This window comes from Chroococcidiopsis cubana SAG 39.79, assembly GCF_003991895.1.
Lineage (GTDB): Bacteria > Cyanobacteriota > Cyanobacteriia > Cyanobacteriales > Chroococcidiopsidaceae > Chroococcidiopsis > Chroococcidiopsis thermalis.
This window is the reverse complement of record NZ_RSCK01000002.1, coordinates 105812-119988: the sequence shown is the minus strand read 5'-3', so window position 1 is coordinate 119988 and position 14177 is coordinate 105812. Positions and strand designations below refer to the sequence as shown.

16 protein-coding genes are annotated in these 14177 nt (G+C 43.3%); 10 read left to right on the top strand and 6 right to left on the bottom strand.

Annotated elements, in window-relative coordinates; translation table 11 throughout:
* Positions 1-102 precede the first annotated feature (102 nt).
* Positions 103-627: a hypothetical protein gene (locus tag DSM107010_RS01895; RefSeq protein ID WP_015157119.1), complete on the top strand. Its 525-nt coding sequence runs from the start codon at positions 103-105 to the stop codon at positions 625-627.
* A 163-nt stretch (positions 628-790) separates the two neighbouring features.
* On the opposite strand, the gene DSM107010_RS01890 is transcribed toward DSM107010_RS01895, so the two are convergent.
* Complete coding sequence (locus DSM107010_RS01890) at positions 791-1015, bottom strand: ferredoxin-thioredoxin reductase variable chain (RefSeq protein WP_039715191.1); 225 nt, start codon at positions 1013-1015, stop codon at positions 791-793.
* A 274-nt stretch (positions 1016-1289) separates the two neighbouring features.
* Between DSM107010_RS01890 and DSM107010_RS01885 the strand changes: the two genes are divergently transcribed.
* Positions 1290-1724, top strand: coding sequence for an NfeD family protein (locus DSM107010_RS01885; RefSeq protein WP_106166717.1), 435 nt, complete (start codon positions 1290-1292; stop codon positions 1722-1724).
* A gap of 149 nt (positions 1725-1873) precedes the next feature.
* Positions 1874-2830, top strand: a complete 957-nt coding sequence (locus DSM107010_RS01880) for an SPFH domain-containing protein (protein ID WP_106166718.1) — start codon at positions 1874-1876, stop codon at positions 2828-2830.
* Between the two features lie 165 nt (positions 2831-2995).
* On the opposite strand, the gene DSM107010_RS01875 is transcribed toward DSM107010_RS01880, so the two are convergent.
* Complete coding sequence (locus tag DSM107010_RS01875; protein ID WP_015157115.1) at positions 2996-3391, bottom strand: Fur family transcriptional regulator; 396 nt, start codon at positions 3389-3391, stop codon at positions 2996-2998.
* A 143-nt stretch (positions 3392-3534) separates the two neighbouring features.
* Between DSM107010_RS01875 and purS the strand changes: the two genes are divergently transcribed.
* Both purS and purQ read left to right on the top strand, forming a co-directional pair.
* The gene (gene purS / locus DSM107010_RS01870; RefSeq protein ID WP_041463528.1) at positions 3535-3816 is read left to right on the top strand and encodes a phosphoribosylformylglycinamidine synthase subunit PurS; all 282 of its coding nucleotides are present in this window, start codon (positions 3535-3537) and stop codon (positions 3814-3816) included.
* A complete protein-coding gene (purQ, locus tag DSM107010_RS01865; RefSeq protein ID WP_106166719.1) occupies positions 3813-4487 on the top strand; it encodes a phosphoribosylformylglycinamidine synthase subunit PurQ in 675 nt (224 codons plus the stop codon). The genes purS and purQ overlap by 4 nt, the downstream gene beginning before the upstream one ends.
* Positions 4488-4498: 11 nt before the next feature.
* On the opposite strand, the gene DSM107010_RS01860 is transcribed toward purQ, so the two are convergent.
* On the bottom strand, positions 4499-4984 hold the full coding sequence (locus tag DSM107010_RS01860; protein ID WP_106166720.1) for a DUF2141 domain-containing protein: 486 nt from the start codon (positions 4982-4984) through the stop codon (positions 4499-4501).
* Positions 4985-5082: 98 nt separating this feature from the next.
* On the opposite strand from DSM107010_RS01860, the gene DSM107010_RS01855 reads away from it, so the two are divergent.
* Positions 5083-5709 carry a hypothetical protein gene (locus DSM107010_RS01855; protein WP_106166721.1) on the top strand — a complete coding sequence of 209 codons (627 nt, stop codon included), beginning with the start codon at positions 5083-5085 and terminating at the stop codon, positions 5707-5709.
* Positions 5710-5803: 94 nt separating this feature from the next.
* Here the strand turns inward: DSM107010_RS01855 and DSM107010_RS01850 are convergent, their stop codons facing one another.
* Both DSM107010_RS01850 and DSM107010_RS01845 read right to left on the bottom strand, forming a co-directional pair.
* Positions 5804-6439 (bottom strand): ImmA/IrrE family metallo-endopeptidase, encoded by a 636-nt coding sequence (locus DSM107010_RS01850; RefSeq protein ID WP_106166722.1) that lies wholly within the window; start codon positions 6437-6439, stop codon positions 5804-5806.
* 11 nt (positions 6440-6450) lie between these two features.
* Complete coding sequence (locus tag DSM107010_RS01845) at positions 6451-6798, bottom strand: helix-turn-helix domain-containing protein (RefSeq protein WP_106166723.1); 348 nt, start codon at positions 6796-6798, stop codon at positions 6451-6453.
* Positions 6799-6940: 142 nt separating this feature from the next.
* Here DSM107010_RS01845 and DSM107010_RS01840 point away from each other — a divergent pair, with 142 nt between their 5' ends.
* The 4 genes from DSM107010_RS01840 (at position 6941) to crtO (ending at position 12168) form a co-directional block, all read left to right on the top strand.
* Positions 6941-7759: a PD-(D/E)XK nuclease family protein gene (locus tag DSM107010_RS01840; RefSeq protein WP_106167711.1), complete on the top strand. Its 819-nt coding sequence runs from the start codon at positions 6941-6943 to the stop codon at positions 7757-7759.
* On the top strand, positions 7756-9990 hold the full coding sequence (locus DSM107010_RS01835) for a Piwi domain-containing protein (RefSeq protein WP_106167712.1): 2235 nt from the start codon (positions 7756-7758) through the stop codon (positions 9988-9990). Before DSM107010_RS01840 ends, DSM107010_RS01835 begins: the two co-directional genes overlap by 4 nt.
* 45 nt (positions 9991-10035) lie before the next feature.
* The gene (locus DSM107010_RS01830) at positions 10036-10404 is read left to right on the top strand and encodes a pentapeptide repeat-containing protein (RefSeq protein ID WP_106167713.1); all 369 of its coding nucleotides are present in this window, start codon (positions 10036-10038) and stop codon (positions 10402-10404) included.
* 72 nt (positions 10405-10476) lie between these two features.
* The gene (crtO, locus tag DSM107010_RS01825; RefSeq protein ID WP_106167714.1) at positions 10477-12168 is read left to right on the top strand and encodes a beta-carotene ketolase CrtO; all 1692 of its coding nucleotides are present in this window, start codon (positions 10477-10479) and stop codon (positions 12166-12168) included.
* A 188-nt stretch (positions 12169-12356) separates the two neighbouring features.
* Here crtO and DSM107010_RS01820 read toward each other — a convergent pair whose 3' ends face one another.
* The gene (locus DSM107010_RS01820) at positions 12357-14051 is read right to left on the bottom strand and encodes an NAD(P)H-quinone oxidoreductase subunit 4 (RefSeq protein ID WP_015157104.1); all 1695 of its coding nucleotides are present in this window, start codon (positions 14049-14051) and stop codon (positions 12357-12359) included.
* Positions 14052-14177 lie beyond the last annotated feature (126 nt).

Here is a 14177-nt window from a genome sequence, read left to right as displayed (position 1 = left end):
TTCTAGAGAAAGTTTGCCCAAAATAATCATCAATACTTGCCTTGGTTGCCGCCGAAGTCAGAATGCCTGCTAAGCTCAACAGGCAAAAGGAGGAAGAAGAAAATGCGACGCTACATATCAAAATTAATTCAGCGCAAGGGTCGTCGCGTTCAGTGTTCTTTAGTACGTACTTATAGACAAATTAGTTCGGCTTCGGTAGATGAATTATGGCAAAAGGTAGTTGACTTAGCAGACGTTTCATGGCACCCATTACTGACCAAAACTAACGTACCCTACGGCTTAGTTCCGAAGCCGGGATTAATCTTTGAAGCCGTCACCCGGATGGGACCCTTCCCAATTCGGATCTTTGTTGAAAGCGTATGCCCTAGAGAATTATTGCGCGTGCGCGTGCTTGCTATCCCAGGAGTAGAAGAACATATTACCTACAAAGTCGAATCTACCGTTTGCGGTACGTGCGTCTCTTATTCCGTTACTTTAGATGGCTGGCTATCTCCGCTGATTTGGTCGTTGACTCGTCACCGCGCCGAACAAGTTGCAGCAGCTTTAGCCAAAGCCGCCGAACAAGCTGCTAACTCAGCCTTATCAGGAAAGCCAAAACCTTTTAAGAATAGCTGTTTTGATTTTTGAAAGAGGAATGAGTAATAGCTGAGGAGTCACGAGCGTTTAAGACGCAAACACTGTCATATCGAGACATTGCCAAAAATTTTCACAAATGCAGGGCGAACTCAACATTCAGAAGTTGGTTTCGCCGCAGCCATTATTTGTAGAAAAGCACCAATTTGGTGCTTTTCTACGATATAGGTTCGACTTCATTCTCCCGTAAATGTGCTTTGAACTTTTTACTAAACTGCACGTAAACAGGTAAGTTGGCACTTACAGGTCTGCCATGCCACTCATTGACAATACCCAGCACATCTCCTTCCAAACCTTTAATGTCAAAGGGTTGGTTGCGGTGTTCTGGGTGATGGTATACGATAACGGATTCTTTAACACGAACGCGATCGCCAACTTTCATAACCTTTGAACCTAGTGTTTCCTCTCCACAGACTTGCACCACTGCTCGTCCTCTATATCAGTACTTACTTGTCACAATCTTTTATCTTTGCATAATTTCGTCCCCTAAGTTTCAGTTGTCAGTTATCAGTTATTAGGGAGCAGGGAGTAGGGAGCAGTGACCAGTAACCAGTAACCAGTGACCAGTTAATTCTGACTTACGACTTACGACTTCTAAGTGACAGTCAGTGGTAGAAAAGAGTAAGAATTAAAATAGAAAGCGCAAAATGTAAAAAATGTCAATCAATCTTGTCTGGCTGTGGTTGCTTATCGGTATCGCTCTTTGTGCGATCGAACTCGTGCTACCTACAGCCTTTGTGAGCTTCGCAATGGGAGTTAGTGCCGTTGTCGTAGCTATAGCAGTGCCAATTTTGCCTCATCTAGGCTTGCAAGTCGTCGTATGGCTTGCCTTATCTACAGCTTTTGTCTTTCTGTCGCGACGCTTAATCCCAGCACCACAACGACATTCAAAAATTCGAGATGCTACAGTAGCGGAGACTTTAACCGAAATTACTGCGGGTAAAGAGGGACGGGTGTTATATGAAGGGAATTCTTGGCGGGCAAAATGTGCTGACGAAAAGCTCAGCATACTGCCACAACAAAAAGTCTATGTTGTCAGTCGAGAGGGAACTACGTTGATCGTGATGCCAGAAAGCCTGATTCATCATTAAGACCAATACTGCTTGTACGGGCGCGCTATCTGAATTTTTGTACGGGCGCGCTATCTGAATTTTTGTACGGACGCGCTATCTGAATTTTTGTACGGGCGCACAGCTGTGCGCCCCTACTACTCACTACTCACTACTCACTACTCACTGCTATGGAACAATTATTTTTACTGATAGTACTAGCGCTAGGTGGTGGTTCTACCCTAGCTAGCTCCGTCAAAATCATCAATCAAGGCAATGAAGCTTTGGTAGAGAGATTTGGTAGTTATCATAAAAAACTGCAACCAGGGCTAAATATTGTCGTTCCCGTTCTCGATCGCATTGTCTTTCGCGAAACAATTCGGGAAAAAGTTTTAGATATTCCACCGCAAAAATGCATCACCCGTGACAACGTGGGAATTGAAGTCGATGCTGTGGTTTACTGGCGCATTGTCGATATGGAAAAAGCCTGGTACAAGGTAGAAAATCTCCAATCGGCAATGGTGAATTTGGTACTGACGCAAATTCGGGCGGAAATGGGACAACTGGAGTTGGATCAAACCTTTACGGCGCGAACGCAAATCAACGAAATTTTGCTCCAGGATTTAGATATTGCTACCGATCCTTGGGGCGTGAAAGTAACGCGGGTGGAATTGAGGGACATCATTCCTTCCAAAGCGGTGCAAGAGTCGATGGAACTGCAAATGGCAGCAGAACGACGCAAACGGGCATCAATTTTGACTTCTGAAGGCGATCGCGAATCGGCAGTTAACAGTGCTAAAGGGAAAGCGGAAGCGCAGGTACTCGAAGCTGAAGCCCAACAAAAAGCCACAATTCTGCAAGCCGAGGCGCAACAGAAGACGATTATCATGCAGGCGCAAGCCGAACGCCAACAACAAATTTTGCAGGCACAAGCTACCTCTGAAGCATTGCAAATTATTGCCAAAATTTTGCAAACAGAACCTCATGCCGCTGAAGCTTTACAATTTTTAATTGCTCAACATTATTTAGACATGGGCAAGCAAATTGGCAGCAGCGACAGCAGCAAAGTCATGTTCATGGACCCGCGTAGCATTCCTGGGACGATCGAGGGTATGCGTTCTATGATCTCGGATGGGAATAGGGAGTGAAACTTTGTAAAGATATACGCGATGTACGACTTATCTATTGCCCCCTTTTTAAGGGGGTTGGGGGATCTACAAAACAAGTTACCTCATCGGAAGATCCCCCCTAGCCCCCCTTATGAAAGGGGGGAACAAAAAGTCGCACACGGGGTAACGTTACATGTCACGTCTCTACAAACTAACCTGACACCGATCGCACAAGCCGAAAAACTCTAGGGTGTGGTAGAAAATTTTGAATTTGTGCGATTTATTCAGCTGATTTTCTAACTCGTGGACCGGACATTGATGGATCGGAATCGATTTACCACATTGCAGGCATGTTAGGTGATGTTTATCTTGCTGAACGCAACTGTAGAGGGATTCGCCAGAAGCTAGCGTTCTAACCTGCACGACTCCTTCGAGTTTCAATGCTTCTAAGGCACGGTAAACTGTAGCTAGACCGATGCTTTGATTGCGATTGCGAAGTTCTACGTAAATATCTTGGGCAGATATTGCTTTATTGGAGTTTTTTAGTAAATGCAAGATTCGTTCTTGACTGCGAGTACGTTCAGCTTTCTCGGCTTTCATAGACAGTATCTGAGTTTGATGACTGAAGCGGCGATCGCACTTCCCTTGCTTTCTAAACTAGCTCAAAGCGAATACTGTTTATTCCGTCAAGCTGTCTCCAGAAGGAGTTATTATAGCCTTTGTGGGATTGGGAATCAAGTCAAGTGTTACGAAAGTATTTAGCTCGCATATATGTCACCCTGCGACCCTCTGTCCTCGACCCAGCAGGAACAGCCGTCCAGTCTGGTTTGAGTCATATGGGTTACGATAACGTGGAACATGTCAGAATTGGTAAGTATATCGAGTTGCAACTGACGGCAGTAGATGAAAAAACAGCCACAGAACAGCTGAATCGGATGTGCGATCGCCTCCTGGCTAATCCGACAATTGAAAATTATCGCTTCGATTTGAAAGAAGTTGCTGTAGAGATGGGAGCATCGATGTGAAGTTTGGGATTGTAGTTTTTCCTGGCTCGAATTGCGATCGCGATGTTGCCTACGTGACTCGCGACATCCTCAAGCAGCCGACGCGCATGGTTTGGCATGAAGACACCCATTTAACGGATCTCGATGTTGTCGTCGTACCTGGAGGTTTCAGCTACGGGGATTATTTGCGTTGTGGTGCGATCGCCAGGTTTTCTCCTGTCATGCAGCAAGTGGTCGATTGCGCTCAACAAGGTAAATTTGTATTGGGAATTTGTAATGGATTTCAGATTTTGACTGAAGCGGGTTTGTTACCTGGTGCTTTAGTCCGAAACCGCGATTTACATTTCATTTGCGATCGCGTGGAATTAAAAGTAGAGCGTACCGATTTACCCTGGACGCAAGCCTACTCAGTTGGGGAAGTTGTGACTATTCCCATCGCGCACGGAGAAGGTCGATTCTATGCTGATAAAAAGACTTTAGCGGAAATTGAGGCAAATAATCAAGTCCTATTTCGCTATGCCGGCGACAATCCTAACGGCTCCGTTAACAACATTGCGGGAATTTGTAACCGTCAGGGTAACGTCTTAGGTATGATGCCGCATCCCGAACGCGCTTCCGACCCAATTTTAGGCGGAACGGATGGTTTGAAATTGTTTCAGGGATTGTTGGAACGAGTCGCTGCGATCGCATAATTCAATTTAGTTCAATCCAAATACTTCAACTGAACCTGCACGCTTGTATTTGGACCAGCAATTAAAACAGCTGCATCATTAAACTTAGGTGCGGCTGTACGAATTTCTGGATTTCTTGAAAATCCATATCCCTCAATTGGCATTCCTAAATCGTTGCGGTTGAGCGTACCATCTCCATTAGTATCGTGAATAATAGCAACAGCGTAATTTCCAGCTTTGAGATTCCTAAAATTGACTATCAGGGGAACAGAAGTAATCTTATTACACTGACGCTGTACGACATTTTTTCTATTATTAGGAAAACCTTGACTGCTGGCAAACAGACTGACGCAAGCTTGCCCTTCACGGTTTCTAAAACCATTGATTTCTACAGTTAAATTGCCAGACAAGTTATTAGCATATACTCCGCCATTAGAAAGATCGATCGCAATTCCAAGAAATGACAATAACAGACAAGTTTTTAATATTTGAGACTTTTGGTAAAATTTGATCTTCATTTGCGATCGCCTACATTTAATATTTTTCATAAATATTGATATAATTTTTCAAATTGTATATTGTAATCTTCAAGCCAATAGAGCTAAGCTTAAAACACATGATGGGCGAACTCTCTACAACTGTACCCGATTATCTTGAGATCCTGTCAAAAGTGGCGATCGCTGCTCGATCGGGAAATCGCGATGCCGAAGGCGGTTTGCTTCGCAACCATCGCCCTACTGCTAAAGTGGTTGTTAGCGCCCTATTACAAGCAGAAAGAGCAGCCAAACAGCAACGCTTAGTATACCCCCTCGAATCTCTCTTGGGCGATTGGCGACTTTACTTCACAGCACCACGTAATGCCAAATTACAAAATGGTGTGGCTCAAGGAAATGGCTTTTACATTCCTCAAATTGCGCCAGCACAGATTTCCTTTCACTCAAGAGAACGGCTAGAAATTGGCAATCAAGTCCAATTCGGTTCGTTACTATTTAAACTGACTGGTCCAGCGCGGTATTTAGGTAAGAAAAATTTACTTGCTTTTGACTTCGCCCAAATGCAACTGCGTTTATTTAATCGTACAGTTTATCAGGGCAAGTTTAATAGTGGTAAAAGAGCCGGAACTTTTGAGGAACAACCTATTTCTAAACTGCCCTTTTTTGCCTTTTTCTTAATAACTGAAGATTATATCGCAGCTCGCGGTCGCGGTGGTGGATTAGCAATTTGGATTAAACAAGTCGCGTGATATTAATAGCAATGTACGAAATAACTAGCATATTCTTTAACTTAAGTATAAGCAAGAATAGTTCGCTTTTTAATAAAAATAAATGAATAATAAATTACGATCCAGCTTTACCAAGATAAATTTGCTTGGAATCTTTGGGAATATAAATTAAACCAAGGTCTTGTAGGCGATGTGTCAAATTAGAAATTGTGACACCAAGCTCATCTTTCATCGCATAAAGATGTTTCCATTTAGTTAAATCGCGTCCCCGTTTTACGTCTTCTATCTTAAATTGAGGCATTAACAAGCAACTAGCAAAATACTGTGCTTGCTTTTCAATTCCTTGCTGCGCGTTAACATTACGGCAGAGAAAAGGCTCAACAGCGGTTTCCAAACCAGAATTTTGCAGTTCTACAAATTTAGAAATTGCATTTTTGTCAATGTGAAGTTCCCAATGTCCAATTTCGTGAGCAATTGAAGATTCTTCAAATCCTTTAGGCAAATTTAGACTACTTTCATTCATTATAATTTTACGTTCTGTAGGTAAAATCATAGCCGCGATCGTACCTTGCTCATCTGGTGCTATTTTCCCACAATCCATGTCTAAACCAAGAGATTCAGCTAAGTGTCCTGCATCGAGTGGAAATTTTAAAGGACGTTTACGCTTTGCTTGCACGCGCTGAAGTACATCCAATGCTCGATGCTCGATTTCCTTTTTGGACATGGACTGATAGGGTTTAATAACCTTCAACTTGATTTCTCCTAATCTCGGTTGGTTGTATTTCTCAATAGTTTCTGAGCAAATTCAGGTTCGTCTCGCATTCGGCGTAACAAGACAGGCATTTGTTTGTACTTTCTAACTAGTTCTTCAAAAACTTTTGTGTCATCTGGTGTAATGCGACCAGCTAAATGTCTCAGTTCTGCTTCTGGCAAGTCCAAATGCAAAGATAGTTTGTGAATGACATCTTCGCTAGGAGGATAGCCAGCATGGTCGTTCTCTAGTTTCGATAAGTAAGTGTAATCTACCCCGATTAACTTGGCTAACTCGCGCTGACTAAACTCTCTTGCCTTACGAGCTTGACGAATAACTTTACCAAAACTTTGACTCATTTTTTTCTTCCCTTATATATATATCTTGACAAAGTTGATTAAAATGGTCAATATGGTCATATCAATCAATTTCTTTCAGTATACAGTATTTCAGCTATATAAAAGCGTGTCTCTTATTCATGGCAATATGAGGAATTAAACTATGCCAAAAATTTGGAAATTTGCTAGTTATAATCTGCTGTCTTTATTTTCGCCAGCAGTCGGTTTAGAGCATCTACACTGCGATATGAAAAGGGGTTTTACTAAAGCAAGAAAGTGGGAGCCGCAAGTTGCAGAACTATTACAAAAAGATAATATACATCAGCGAATTGGGATTTTGGCACAAAGAGGAATTTATGAGTTTTATCAAACCTCTTTAATCGCAGACGGAAAAGATGCGATCGCTCAAACAGCAGAAATTTTGCAGTTGAGTCAAGAAGTAGATTCAGTTCGGATAAAAGTTCTTCAAATCCTAGAAAATTATCATCACAATCAGTTTCTAGCTGGTAAGAAAGTTATTAAACTCAGTCGAGGCGACGAGGGGTTTCCAGAACCGATTTTAATCCAGCAAGGAAATAACACGTTTAACCTATATGCCGCGATGGACTGCGTTTTACAAGAAGAAGACGGAACATTACATATAGTAGACTTTAAAACTGGAAAATCTGGCTTCGATCGCCGACAAGCATATATTTATTTACTAGCCGCTAGCTATATCTATCCGCAGCAAAAAGCTGTTGCTTCATTTTATAACTTGGAAACTTGCCAACAGTCAGAGCGAATTACTGCGTCATCTAGCATACTCAAATCGTTTCAAGTAGAACTATCTTCGCTCTCTCAACGACATCAAAAAGATTTGTATCGCTATCGTCGAAATTTTGACGATTTTAATCGAATTTTTCCACCTAATCCAGGCGTAAGTTGCCGCTATTGTGCTTTTAACTCTATTTGTAAATTTGCCATGACTGAGGCGGCTGCATGAATAATGTTATGCAAGAATTTCCAGTTGCTTCAGTTCCAACTTTTTTAAGTGAAGTTTCACTTCTAGATATTACTCCGAAAAATTTCATTTGTTTTCGATTAACTCCTGAAATTGACCGAAAAATTGGTAATAGCTTTAGTTGGCGATTCAGTCAAAAGTTTCCTGATGTAGTTGTTATTTGGCACAATAAATTTTTCTGGGTTTTAGCCAAACCTAATCGACAAGTGCCAAGTCAAGAACAGTGGCGAGAGAAACTGCTAGAAATTTGCGAAGAATTAAATAAAGATATTGGCGATCGCACTTATGCAATACAATGGGTAAGCCAGCCACAGATTACACCTGAGATTCTTTCACAGTTAGCAGTGAGAGTATTAAAAATAAATTGCCGTTTTTCATCTCCATCTGTAATATCAGTAAATCAAGTAGAAGTCAAACGAGAGATTGATTTTTGGGCAGAAACGATTGAAATTCAAACTCAGATTCAGCCAGCTTTGACAATTACCGTCCATAGTAGTTTCCTCTATCAAAGGCATCTAGAAGAATTTTACAATAATCATCCCTATCGGCAGAATCCAGAGCAACTGTTAATTGGCTTAAAAGTACGAGATATCGAACGTAATAGCTTTGCAACAATAACTGATATTGTAGGTACTATTGCCGACCACAGACAAAAACTACTTGAGGATGCAACTGGCGCAATTAGTAAACAAGCATTGATAGAAGCACCGGAAGAACAGCCAGTCGTTGCCGTACAGTTTGGTAAAAATCAACAACCTTTTTATTATGCAATGGCAGCTTTACGTCCTTGCATAACAGCGGAAACTGCTAAAAAATTCGATGTAGATTATGGAAAATTACTGTCTGCAACTAAAATTCCTTATGTAGAGCGAAAAGAACTTTTAGCATTGTACAAAAAAGAAGCTGGACAAAGTTTAGCTACTTATGGATTTCAACTGAAGATTAGTATAAATAGCCGCAGACATCCTGAATTATTCTTCTCTCCGTCAGTTAAATTATCAGAAACAAAACTGGTATTTGGAAAAAATCAAATTGGCGTTCAAGGTCAAATTTTATCTGGTTTATCCAAAGGTGGCGTGTATCGCCGTCATGAAGATTTTAGCGATTTGTCAAGACCAATTCGGATTGCTGCATTGAAACTTTGCGATTATCCAGCAAATTCTTTTCTGCAAGAAACGCGACAGAGACTCAAACGCTATGGTTTTGAAACTCTTCTTCCTGTTGAAAATAAAAAGGCATTATTGGTAGATAATTTATCTGGAGTTGAAGCGAGAGCCAAAGCTGAAGAAGCTGTCGATGAATTGATGGTAAATCATCCCGATATAGTTTTGACATTTTTACCAACCAGCGATCGCCACAGCGATAATACAGAAGGAGGTAGCTTATATTCTTGGATTTACTCGCGCTTGCTCAGACGTGGAATTGCCAGCCAAGTTATTTACGAAGATACTTTGAAAAGCGTTGAAGCTAAATATTTATTAAATCAGGTAATTCCAGGTATTCTAGCCAAGCTAGGCAACTTGCCTTTTGTGTTAGCTGAACCATTAGGAATTGCCGACTATTTCATCGGCTTAGATATTTCCAGAAGCGCCAAGAAGAGAGGTTCTGGAACTATGAATGCTTGCGCTAGCGTGCGTCTATACGGTCGCAAAGGAGAATTTATTCGCTATCGATTAGAAGATGCTTTAATTGAAGGAGAAGAAATTCCCCAAAGAATTTTAGAAAGCTTTCTTCCCGCAGCTCAACTGAAAGGTAAAGTCGTACTAATTTACCGCGATGGACGCTTTTGTGGTGATGAAGTGCAACATTTAAAAGAACGAGCGAAAGCGATTGGTTCGGAATTTATTCTAGTCGAGTGCTACAAGTCTGGGATTCCTCGGCTCTACAACTGGGAAGCAGAAGTTATTAAAGCACCAACGCCAGGATTAGCACTGCGTTTATCGGCGCGGGAAGTTATTTTAGTCACGACAGAACTAAATTCGGCGAAAATCGGTTTGCCTCTGCCTCTACGCTTGAGAATTCATGAAGCAGGACATCAGATATCGTTAGAAAGTTTAGTAGAGGCGACTTTGAAACTTACCTTACTACATCATGGTTCGCTGAACGAGCCGCGCTTACCAATACCGCTTTTTGGTTCTGACCGTATGGCTTATCGACGGTTGCAAGGCATTTATCCAGGTTTGCTAGAAGGCGATCGCCAATTTTGGTTATGAGGCAAGATTAAAGTAGGATGCGATCGCCTATAAGTGTAAAGAAATATGAATGCTGAAGAACTGCTGAAACGCTATGCAGCAGGGGAAAGAGACTTTACTAAAGCTGACTTAGCCAACGTTAAGCTGATTAACGCTCATTTGGTAGGAGTTAACCTGTGGGGAGCCAACTTAGAAGGAGCAAATTTAGCCAAAGCGAAATTGTGGGGAGCAAACTTAACTGGCGCAAACCTGATTAATGCTAACCTGACGCGCACAAACCTCTGCGGTGCAAAACTCACTGAAGCAAATTTACGCAAAGCTAAACTCAACTACGCCAAACTGTACGGAGCGAACTTAAGTGGCGCTTGCTACGACAATAGCACCCGCTTTTCCCGTGGTTTCGATCCGAACAGTCAAAATATGCGTAAGGTATAACCGTTGAGAGATTGAGAATTGTTAACTGCTCTCTAGCATCAAAGAAGATAGCGTGTTTCCGAATTCTCTTCCATGCAAGCTTACGATGTTGTTATTATTGGTGCTGGTCATAACGGACTAGTCTGTGCGGCTTACTTACTGAAAGCAGGCTATAGCGTCTTGCTTCTAGAAAAACAGCCAATTCCAGGGGGTGGAGCTACAACAGAAGAACTCATGCCCCAAGAAGCACCTGGATTTAAGTTTAACCCCTGTGCTATTAATCACCTATTTATTTTCCTCGGATCGGTGATTCAGGAATTAGAACTAGAAAAATACGGCTTAGAATATCTAACGTGCGATCCAGTTGCCTTTTGTCCCCATCCTGACGGAAAATACTTTCTCGCCCATAAATCGGTAGAAAAAACTTGTGCGGAAATTGCCCGTTTTAGCCAACGCGACGCAGAAAAATATGCTGAATATGCAGATTTCTGGCTGCGCTTTGTGCGTGGTGTCACACCATTTTTCAACGCTCCACCCAAATCTTTAGTAGATATCTCCGGTAACTACGACTTGAAAAACCTGCAAGAGTTGTTCTCAGTGCTGGGTGGTCCCAACGAGACTTTAGACCTTCTACGTACCCTATTCACAAGTCCAGTAGATAATCTTAACGAATATTTTGACGCTGAATTTGTCAAAGCGCCCCTCGCTAGACTCTCAGCAGAATTAAGTTCGCCTCCCTCTCAAAAAGCCATGTCTTTTGGAGCGATGATGGCAGTGTTGCGTCACGAACCTGGAATGGCGCGTCCGCGAGGTGGTACGGGGGCGCTAACCGAAGCTTTAGTTAAGTTGGTCAAAAGTTTAGGCGGCGTAATCCTTACAAAACAAAGTGTAGAACGAATTTTAATCGATCGCGATCGCGCTGTGGGCGTGCGGGTTCGCGGTAGCAAAGAATATCGCGCCCATCAAGCTGTTATCTCTAGCATTGATGCCAAACGGCTATTTCTGCAACTGATGGATGCTAGCGATGTCGATAGTGCCGATCCTAACTTACGCGAAAGACTAGACCGCCGCATTGTCAACAACAACGAAACAATTCTCAAAATTGACTGCGCCTTATCAGAACCCTTGCGCTTTGAAAACCACGACCACCGAGACGAATATCTCATGGGTTCGGTCTTAATTGCCGATTCCGTCAACCATGTAGAACAAGCCCATAGCGAGATTACTCTGGGCAAAATTCCCGATGCAGACCCTTCAATGTATCTAGTCATGCCAACAGGACTCGACCCTTCAATGGCTCCTGAAGGCAAACATACACTCTGGATTGAATTTTTTGCCCCCTATCAAATTGCTGGTGCAGAGGGTACAGGCTTAAAAGGTACGGGATGGACAGACGAACTAAAAAATAAAGTAGCCGATCGCGTCCTCAATAAACTAACCCAATACTCACCCAATCTCAAGCACTCAATTATTGCCCGTCACGTCGAAAGCCCAGCCGAGTTAGCAGAACGGCTAGGAAGCTACAAAGGCAACTACTACCACATAGACATGACCTTAGAACAAATGCTTTGCTTCCGTCCCTTACCAGAAATAGCTAACTACAAAACTCCAATTCAAGGCTTATATCTCACAGGAGCAGGAACCCATCCAGGCGGCTCCATCTCAGGACTACCGGGACGCAACTGCGCCAGAATTTTCTTACACGAACAGCATCCCATCGCCGAGACTCTCAAGGATGCCAAAAACTCAATTCAGTCAGCTGTAAAATCGGTGTTTACGGGATGAGCGATCGAAACGCAGACAAACACAAATAAAATCGGGAAAACCCTTAGCGCCCTTTCTTCTTCGCGCCTTCGCGTCTAACGCTACGCTTCGCCTACGGCTGATGCGTGACATAATCATAAACTACAACTCAACACGAAAAAGCGATCGCCTCACAAGCGATCGCTTATAAACAGGAGTACAAAATCAAATCACTTTAAAACACCCGTCGGCACAGTCGCGAGTTCAGGCTTATCGATCCGAGGAGCTAAGAAGCCGCTAGCATAAATGCGAGGATTGCTCTGAGCAATTTGGACGTAAGATTCGCGGATCTGGGCGTTAACCGCAACCGTCTTGACATCATACATCTGCGTCGCCAGCTTGGGATATAACCCAATACCAATAATCAGCACCAGGAACGAGACAGCAATGAACACTTCACGCGGTCTAGCATCGCCAAACCTTGCCTCGCCAGGTAACACGCAATCAGTCCCGAAGCAGACAGCTTCTTGACTATCCTGGTAATCCGTCCGCAACTGAGTACTCGTTAAAACACACGCAGGGGCGATACCAGAACCGTAGAAGACCTGACGTAGCATCGAAAGTAAATAGACTGGAGTGAGCATCAGCCCTACGGCGGCTAAAAATACCGTCACCGTGCGGAAGGTTGAGCTGTAAATATCGCTGGTAGTCACACCAACGAAGACCGAAATCTCGCTGACAAAGCCGCTCATCCCAGGAAGTGCCAGCGATGCCATTGCACCTATGGTAAATAGAGCAAAGACTTTGGGCATAACCTGAGCGATACCGCCCATTTCTTCCATTGATAACGTATGAGTGCGATCGTAAGTTACGCCTGCGAGGAAGAACAGGACTGCGGCAATCAAACCGTGAGACAGCATTTGCAGGAGTGCGCCGCTGATGCCAACATCCGTAAAAGAGGCAATACCTAGTAGGACGAATCCCATGTGGGAAACAGATGAATAGGCAAGGCGGCGCTTCATGTTGGACTGAGCGAAGGAAGCCAACGCACCGTAAATAATATTAACCACGCCTACAGTTGCCAGCACTGGGGCAAAGTAAACGTGTGCGTGAGGTAACATTTCCAAATTCAAGCGAATCAACCCGTATCCGCCCATTTTCAGCAGTACACCCGCCAAAACCATCGATACGGGAGCAGAAGCTTCACCGTGGGCATCAGGTAACCAAGTATGCATGGGGAAAATCGCTAGCTTCACGCCAAAAGCAATCAGCAATCCGGCGTAAATCGGCAATTCAAGCGCTAGCGGATAGTTTTTCACAGCCAGAGCTGCCATATCGAAGGTAGGGTTGCCACCGTAGAAACCCAATGCTAGCCCTGCAACGAGAATAAATATAGAAGCCAGTGCGGTATAGAGGAGAAACTTTGTCGCTGCGTAGCGTCGTTTCGGTCCACCCCAAATCGAGACGAGCAAGTAAACGGGGACTAGCTCGATCTCCCACATAATGAATAGCAGCAATATATCTTGGGCGACAAACACCCCAATCTGGGCAGAATACAGCACCAGCATCAGGAAATAGAATAAGCGGGGCTTGCGATCGACTTGCCACGCCGCAAATATTGAAAGTGTCGTCACCAATCCTGCTAGCAGTACGAGCGGGACAGATAAACCATCAACTGAGACAGCCCAATTTAGACCCAACTGGGGAACCCAGGCATACTTTTCCGCTAATTGAAAAGTTGCGATGCCTGCATCGTAGTGTTGCCAAAAAACGTAGCACATCAGAATCAAGTCCGCGATCGCCACGCCTGAGGCATACCACCGCACGCGCTTGCCGTCTTTATCAGGCAGTACGGGGATGAGTAGGGAAGCAACAAGGGGTAGCAGGACAATCGCGGTTAGCCAGGGAAATTGTTCCGTCATCATGACGTTAAGAATAAATACTTATTTCTTACAAATCATTTTACTAAACTTTGTAAAGGTTTATGAATAAATTTTTATCCCAGTCAACTATCTAAACAAGTCTATAGATGGAGGTAGTTGACAAAAGCA